The 7,382-nt window shown below is 59.7% G+C and carries 5 protein-coding genes; 2 read left to right on the top strand and 3 right to left on the bottom strand.

Going from position 1 to position 7,382, the window contains the following annotated elements; all coding sequences use genetic code 11:
• Positions 1-84 precede the first annotated feature (84 nt).
• Positions 85-396 carry a PIN domain-containing protein gene (locus tag ACVWVQ_RS07050; protein WP_457388074.1) on the bottom strand — a complete coding sequence of 104 codons (312 nt, stop codon included), beginning with the start codon at positions 394-396 and terminating at the stop codon, positions 85-87.
• Positions 380-613 carry a FitA-like ribbon-helix-helix domain-containing protein gene (locus ACVWVQ_RS07045; protein ID WP_071818136.1) on the bottom strand — a complete coding sequence of 78 codons (234 nt, stop codon included), beginning with the start codon at positions 611-613 and terminating at the stop codon, positions 380-382. The genes ACVWVQ_RS07050 and ACVWVQ_RS07045 overlap by 17 nt, the downstream gene beginning before the upstream one ends.
• A gap of 278 nt (positions 614-891) precedes the next feature.
• Here ACVWVQ_RS07045 and carB point away from each other — a divergent pair, with 278 nt between their 5' ends.
• Both carB and psbA read left to right on the top strand, forming a co-directional pair.
• On the top strand, positions 892-4,107 hold the full coding sequence (gene carB, locus ACVWVQ_RS07040) for a carbamoyl-phosphate synthase large subunit (RefSeq protein ID WP_457507614.1): 3,216 nt from the start codon (positions 892-894) through the stop codon (positions 4,105-4,107).
• A gap of 336 nt (positions 4,108-4,443) precedes the next feature.
• Positions 4,444-5,499 carry a photosystem II q(b) protein gene (psbA, locus tag ACVWVQ_RS07035; RefSeq protein ID WP_457394752.1) on the top strand — a complete coding sequence of 352 codons (1,056 nt, stop codon included), beginning with the start codon at positions 4,444-4,446 and terminating at the stop codon, positions 5,497-5,499.
• Between the two features lie 6 nt (positions 5,500-5,505).
• Here the strand turns inward: psbA and ACVWVQ_RS07030 are convergent, their stop codons facing one another.
• On the bottom strand, positions 5,506-7,341 hold the full coding sequence (locus ACVWVQ_RS07030) for an aspartate kinase (RefSeq protein ID WP_457507611.1): 1,836 nt from the start codon (positions 7,339-7,341) through the stop codon (positions 5,506-5,508).
• Positions 7,342-7,382: the final 41 nt, after the last annotated feature.

Raw genomic sequence — 7,382 nt, 5'->3', positions numbered from 1 at the left:
TTGTGGGACTATCAGCTTGCAACGTACAGAGATAGTCTGGCTCATGGGCTTATCGTAGTTTATCCAGACTTTTGACCAGCAAACCTATATGGAGGCGGGCTTACCTCCCGACACCAAGCCTGCGGCTATGGTGCGGGTCTCCAGCCCGAAAATTTGGTGATCGGCATAGTCATCGACAACCGTTTGCAGCCACCTCTCCAGAAGGTTGGCTTGCAGATGATCGCCGCGATGGCGCATGAGTTCAACGCCTCGGCGGAGTTCGCCCAGCGTGATCACGCTGATGTAGATGCGGGCCTCTTGCTCAATGGCAATTTGAAGAAATTCTTGAACCCCGGAGTTGGCTTGACTGTGTTTGCGCAGCTCACTGATGACGTTAGTGTCAAGCAAATACGTCATGGGCAGTGTTATCTTGCACCCGCTCAAAGTCTGAATCGTTGCCAACGTTAGGTATCGATCTGAGCACTTCGGCAAAGGACTGTTTCGCAGGCTGGAGTAAGACTTGCTCTAGGATTTTGCGGTGTTCGGCCTCTGCACTAACGCCGTGACGACTAGCCCTTTGTTTGAGAGCTTTGACAATGGCTTCGTCAACATTGCGAACAATTAACGTGGCCATAGAGTGTTTCCTCGATCGGCAGATCCCTGGGCGGCTTTGCTGCGACGATAGCATTGATATCATCTAAAGTTCAAGTTTTCCCGTCTATTGATACTGATGAAGAAGCTGCCCTTTTGCGGGTTGCCCCAGAGAACTCCTGCCTGCCAGGGATCCAAGCTCTGCCTGCTGTGCATAGCCTTTGAAAGCGCAACACCCAAAAAAGAGGGATCCCGATGAGCAACTTGACCTGCAGGTGACCTCTACAATAGAAGGCTGACTCTGCCACCTCTGGGATCCCTATGCCGCGCCGCACCGATATCCACAAAATCTTGCTCATTGGAGCGGGGCCGATCGTCATTGGCCAAGCCTGCGAATTCGACTACTCGGGCACCCAAGCCTGCAAAGCCCTGCGGGAAGAGGGCTATGAGGTCGTTTTGGTCAACTCTAACCCCGCCACCATCATGACGGATCCCAGTATGGCGGAGCGCACCTACATCGAGCCGGTGACGGTGGACTTTGTGGCCAAAATTATCGAGCGGGAGCGCCCTGATGCTTTGCTGCCCACCATGGGCGGCCAGACGGCCCTCAACGTGGCGGTGCAACTGGCCCAGCAAGGGATCCTGGATCAGTACGGGGTGGAGTTGATTGGGGCCAAGCGGGAGGCCATTGAAAAAGCCGAAGACCGGGATCTCTTCAAGCAGGCCATGCAGCGGATTGGCTTGGCCGTGCCCCGCTCTGGCCTGGCCCACACCCTGGAAGAAGCCAAGCAGATTGCCCAGGAGATCGGCTATCCCCTCATCATCCGCCCGGCCTATACCCTGGGGGGCACCGGTGGTGGGGTGGCCTACAACCAGGAGGAGTTTGAAGAGATCTGCGCCGCCGGTTTGGAAGCCAGCCCCGTTTCCCAAATCTTGGTGGAGGAATCGGTCATCGGCTGGAAGGAGTTTGAGCTGGAGGTGATGCGGGATCTGGCGGATAACGTGGTGATCATCTGCTCCATAGAAAACATCGACCCAATGGGGGTGCACACCGGCGACTCCATCACCGTGGCCCCAGCCCAAACCCTCACCGACAAGGAATACCAGCGGCTGCGGGACTATGCCATCGCCATCATGCGCGAAATTGGCGTAGAGACCGGGGGATCCAACGTGCAATTTGCCGTCAACCCTGCCAACGGCGAGGTGCGGGTGATCGAGATGAACCCGCGGGTCTCCCGCTCTTCTGCTTTGGCCAGCAAGGCCACCGGCTTTCCCATCGCCAAAATTGCCGCCAAATTGGCAGTGGGCTACACGCTGCCGGAGATCCCCAACGACATCACCCGCAAAACTCCGGCCAGCTTCGAGCCCACCATCGACTATGTGGTCACCAAGATTCCTCGCTTTGCTTTTGAAAAATTCCCCGGCGCAGAGCCGGTTCTCACCACCCAGATGAAATCGGTGGGGGAGGCGATGGCCATTGGCCGCACTTTTCAAGAATCCATCCAGAAGGCATTGCGTTCCCTGGAAATCGACCGTCCCGGTTTTGGCAGCGATAGGCCGGAGGTTTTCCCCAAGCCGGAGGAAGTGCGGGCCAACCTGCGCACCCCCAACCCCTTCCGCCTGCTCACCATCCGCACCGCTCTGCTCATGGGCTTTTCTGCCCAGGAGATTGCCCAGCTCACCCACATCGATCCCTGGTTTATCGACAAGCTGCAGGAGTTGGTGGAGGTGGAGCAGGCCCTCAAGGGGCGGGAGCTGGGATCCCTGAGTGCTGAGGATCTGCGGCATCTCAAGCAAATGGGCTTCAGCGACCGACAAATTGCCCACCTAACCGGATCCACGGAACATCAGGTGCGGGCCCGTCGCAAAAGCCTGGGGGTGATACCCACCTACAAAACTGTAGATACCTGCGCTGCCGAATTTGAGGCTGCTACCCCCTACCAGTACTCTACCTACGAGAGCGAGTCGGAGATTTTCCCGGCCCGCAAAGAGAAGGTGATGATCTTGGGAGGTGGCCCCAACCGCATCGGCCAGGGGATCGAATTCGACTACTGCTGTTGTCATGCTGCCTTTGCCCTCAGCCGCCTGGGTTACGAAGCGATCATGGTCAACTCCAACCCGGAAACCGTTTCCACCGACTACGACACCGCTGATCGCCTCTATTTTGAGCCGCTCACCCATGAAGAGGTGATGAACTTGGTGGATGCTGAGCAGCCGGTCGGCCTGATCGTGCAATTTGGCGGTCAAACTCCCCTCAAGCTGGCGCAGGGGCTGGCAGCAGCCCAGGCTCCCATCTGGGGAACTTCCCCCGACTCCATCGACATTGCTGAGGATCGGGGGCGCTTCGAGCGCATCTTGCGGGAGTTGGATATTCGCCAACCGGCCAACGGCATTGCCCGCAGCGTGGAAGAAAGCTTGGAAATTGCCTGCCGCATCGGCTATCCGGTGGTGGTGCGGCCCAGCTACGTCTTGGGGGGACGGGCTATGGAGATCGTCTATTCCGACCAAGACTTGCAGCGCTACATGCAACTGGCGGTGGCGGTGGATCCGGATCGTCCGGTGCTGGTGGATCAGTTCCTGGAAGAGGCGGTGGAGGTGGATGTGGATGCCATTGCCGACCGCACCGGCGCCGTAACCATCGGCGGCATTCTGGAGCACATCGAGCAGGCCGGGATCCACTCGGGCGATTCGGCCTGTGTATTGCCCAGCCGCACCCTCAGCCCCGAGGTGCTGCGGGTGATCCGCGAGTGGACGGTGAAGTTGGCCCAAGCTCTGAAGGTGGTGGGCCTGATCAACGTGCAATACGCCGTCCAAAAAGGTCAAGTCTATATCCTGGAGGCCAATCCGCGCGCCTCCCGCACCGTCCCCTTTGTCAGCAAGGCCATCGGCCATCCGCTGGCAGACTACGCCGCTCAAGTGATGAGCGGCAAAACTCTGGAAGAGCTGGGCTTTACCCAGGAGGTGATCCCCTCCCACATTGCCGTCAAAGAAGCGGTTTTGCCCTTCCACAAGTTTCCCGGCACCGACACGCTGCTGGGGCCGGAGATGCGCTCCACCGGTGAGGTGATGGGCATTGACACGGACTTTGGCCGCGCTTACGCCAAAGCCCAACTGGCGGCGGGGCAGAATCTGCCTCTCCAGGGGACGGTGTTCATCAGCGTCAGCGACCGGGATAAACAGGCGGTCATCCCGGTAGCCCGCGAGTTTGTGGAGCTGGGCTTTCGCCTATTGGCCACCGAAGGAACCCAAAAGGTTTTGGCCGAGCACGGGATCCCGGTGGATAAAGTCCTCAAGCTGCACGAGGGGCGGCCCCACGTCATCGACGCCATCAAAAACCATCAGATTCAGCTCATTATCAACACTCCTTCCGGTGTCGAGGCGCAGCAAGATGGCCAAAAGATCCGCCGCACTGCCCTGGCCTACAAGATCCCTCTGGTGACCACCTTGGCAGGGGCCAAAGCCACCGCGGCTGCCATCCGTGCTTTGCAGTCGGGATCCCTGCAGGTGAAGTGCTTGCAGGATTTTTTCTCTGTCTAGGATTCTGGAGGAAAAAAGCAGGTCCCGGACGGCACCTCTTTCCTAAACCTATCCTTAAGAAACGTCTGCTCAAGCTTGGCTGCCATCAACTGCCAGTGACCGACCTTCGCCGGGAAGCTCTCAAAGACCTCCAAATTGCAACATATCGGTGCTGATTTGTATCGACAAATCCATTTTTTTCACATTCCCGTTGCGAAAGTTAGGGATCCCTGTCGGCATCCCTAAAACTGTCTAGCCTGAAAGGAGAGGATGCTTTTAGCGGTCGGCGCAAGAAGACTTTTACCCCGTTCCCGGAAGCCGACGAAGAATGCTCTTGTCTTTACCAGGAGTTGGCCTATGAGTACTGTAGTTCGCCGCTCCTTGGCTGCGCGGCAGCTCTGGAGTTGGAATGGCTTTTGCCAATGGATAACCAGCACCGAAAACCGGCTTTACATCGGCTGGTTTGGCGTATTGATGATCCCGACCTTGTTGGCAGCAGCCTTTTGTTTTGTAATCGCTTTTATTGCTGCTCCGCCGGTGGATGTGGATGGGATCCGCGAGCCGGTGATCGGATCCTTGATAGGGGGGAACAATCTCATCTCGGCGGCGGTGGTGCCCACGTCGGCGGCCATCGGCTTGCACTTTTATCCCATTTGGGAAGCCGCCTCTTTGGATGAATGGCTCTACAACGGCGGCCCCTACCAACTGATCGTGCTCCATTTCCTGATCGGGGTGTGGTGCTATCTGGGCCGGCAATGGGAGCTGAGCTATCGCTTGGGCATGCGTCCCTGGATTGCGGTGGCGTTTTCCGCTCCGGCGGCGGCGGCTACGGCAGTGCTCTTGGTCTACCCCATCGGCCAGGGCAGTTTCTCGGAGGGCTTGCCCCTGGGGATCGCCGGCACCTTCTACTTCATGCTGGCTTTCCAGGCGGAGCACAATATCCTCATGCACCCTGCTAGCTGGCTGGGGGTGGCCGGCGTCTTTGGCGGCGCTCTGCTGGCCTCCCTGCACGGCTCCCTGGTGATCTCCAGCCTAATCCGCGAGACCTCGGAAGAAGAGTCACAAAATGCCGGCTACCGCTTCGGGCAGGAGGAAGTCACCTACAACTTCCTGGCCGGGCACTACGCGTTCTTGGGGCGGCTGGGGTTCCCCGGCCTGGGCCTGAGAAACAGCCGTTCCGTCCACTTCTGGATGGCGGCCCTGCCCACGGTGGGGATCTGGGCGGCGGCGATAGGTATCGGCCTGATGGCCTTTAACTTGAACGGCTTTAACTTCAACCAGTCCATCCTGGACAGCCAGGGCCGGTTCATCCCCACCTACGCCGATCTCCTCAACCGCGCCAATCTGGGGATCCAAGTGATGCACGCCCCCAACGCCCATCATTTTCCCTTGCTGCTGGCGGCTCAACCCTAAGGCAGGCTAGGGGCAGTCCAGCCGGAAAGCGCGGTGAATAGCTTGCAAGGCCGGGATCCCTCGATCCCGGCGCACTACACAGCTCACCTTGATCTCCGAGGTGGCGATCATCTCGATGTTGATTCCGGCTTCGGCTAGGGCTGCAAACAGGCGAGCAGCCACGCCAGGGTAGGTTTCCATCTCGGCGCCGACAATGCTGACCTTGGCAATGTCGTGATCTGCGTCAACGCCTGCCGCCTGGAGTTCTTCGGCCACCTGCCGACAGACTGCCTCAGCAGCCATCGCTTGATCCTGAGGCACGGTGAAGGCAATGTCGGTGCTGGGGATCCCATTGTGGTAGCCCCGCTGGCTTTGGATGATGGTGTCCACGATGATCCCAGCAGCCGCCAAGCGCCCAAACAAATGGGCGGCAGTTCCCGGACGATCCAGCACTTTGCGAATGCCCAGCCGCGATTGCTTCAAATCCAGGGCAACACCGCGTACCGGGTGGCTGTCTTGAGGGGCAGGCGGCACCTTCGCCCGATGCAAGTGGGGGATCACCTGGAACGATTCTCCCAGAGCCAAGGCGGCATCCCCGGCCCGCTCCGCAGCCACCACACAGCTCACCTTGATCTCTGACATGGAGATCATCTGCAAGTTGATCCCGGCCTCGGCCAGCACCTGGAACATTTGCGCCGCAATTCCGGGTCGGCCCATCATCCCCACCCCGGCAATGCTGACTTTGGCCACCGCCTCATCCACAATCACCGCTGCACACTTCAGCTCTTGGCCAATCTGCCGGGCAACGGCTGCAGCCTTGGCCACCTGCGACCGGCTGACCGTGAAGGCAATGTCATTGGTGGGCTGGGGCAAGGGCTCCGTCCCGCTGGCGCAAGAGGCTGTGAACTGGAGGGACTGCAAAATCAAATCCACATTCACCCCTGCCGCCGCGATCCCCTGAAAGAGTTGGGCGGCAATGCCAGGGCGATCCGGCACCCCCACCAACACCAACTTGGCCTGATCCCGATCCAGCTCCACCGTATCCACCGCCAGGCCCAGCTCGATACTGCTGTCGGCAGCACGAGGACGGGGGGGAGGAGAAAGAATGAGAGTGCCCTCGCATCCCGCCTGCAACGGCTCCAAGCTGGAGCGCACCCGCAGCTTCACACCGTAGTTGCGGGCAATCTCCACCGAGCGGGGATGCAGCACCTGCGCCCCCAGGCTGGCCAGCTCCAGCATTTCATCACTGGTGATCTCCGGCAGCAGCCTGGCCTCAGGCACCTTACGCGGATCCGTGGTGAAGATCCCCGGCACATCGGTGTAGATCTCGCACAGCTCTGCTCCCAAGGCCACTGCCAAGGCCACTGCCGTGGTGTCGGATCCCCCCCGACCCAGGGTGGTGATCTCCAGCTCCGCCAGGCTGGTGATGCCCTGAAACCCGGCCACCACCACCACCTCTTCCCGCTCCAGGTGCTGCCACAGGCGGTCGGTGTGGATGTGCAAAATGCGGGCCCGGCTGTGATCCCGAGTGGTGACAATGCCCACCTGGGCTGCCGTCAGGGAAAGGGCAGGACACCCCAAGCGTTGCAGCGCCAAGGCCACCAGGGCAATGCTCACCTGCTCACCGGTGGAAAGGAGCATATCCCATTCCCGCAACTGGGCCGGTGTGGTCGGGGATCCCTGCAATATCTGTTCCCCCAGATCCACAAGGCGATCGGTTTCATCCCCCATCGCCGAGACCACCACCACCACCCGATGTCCCCGCTCCACCGTGTGGGCCACCCGTTGAGCCACGGCCTGGATACGCTCCACAGAGCCGACAGAGGTACCGCCGTACTTTTGAACAATTAAGCTGCGTTGCATGAGAGGAGAACGAGGTTAGGGGCGGCTTGGATCCTACCCCG

It is taken from the genome of Thermostichus sp. MS-CIW-36 (assembly GCF_054059035.1).
Note: the sequence above shows the minus strand (reverse complement) of the source record. Positions and strands in the feature narration are given on the sequence as shown.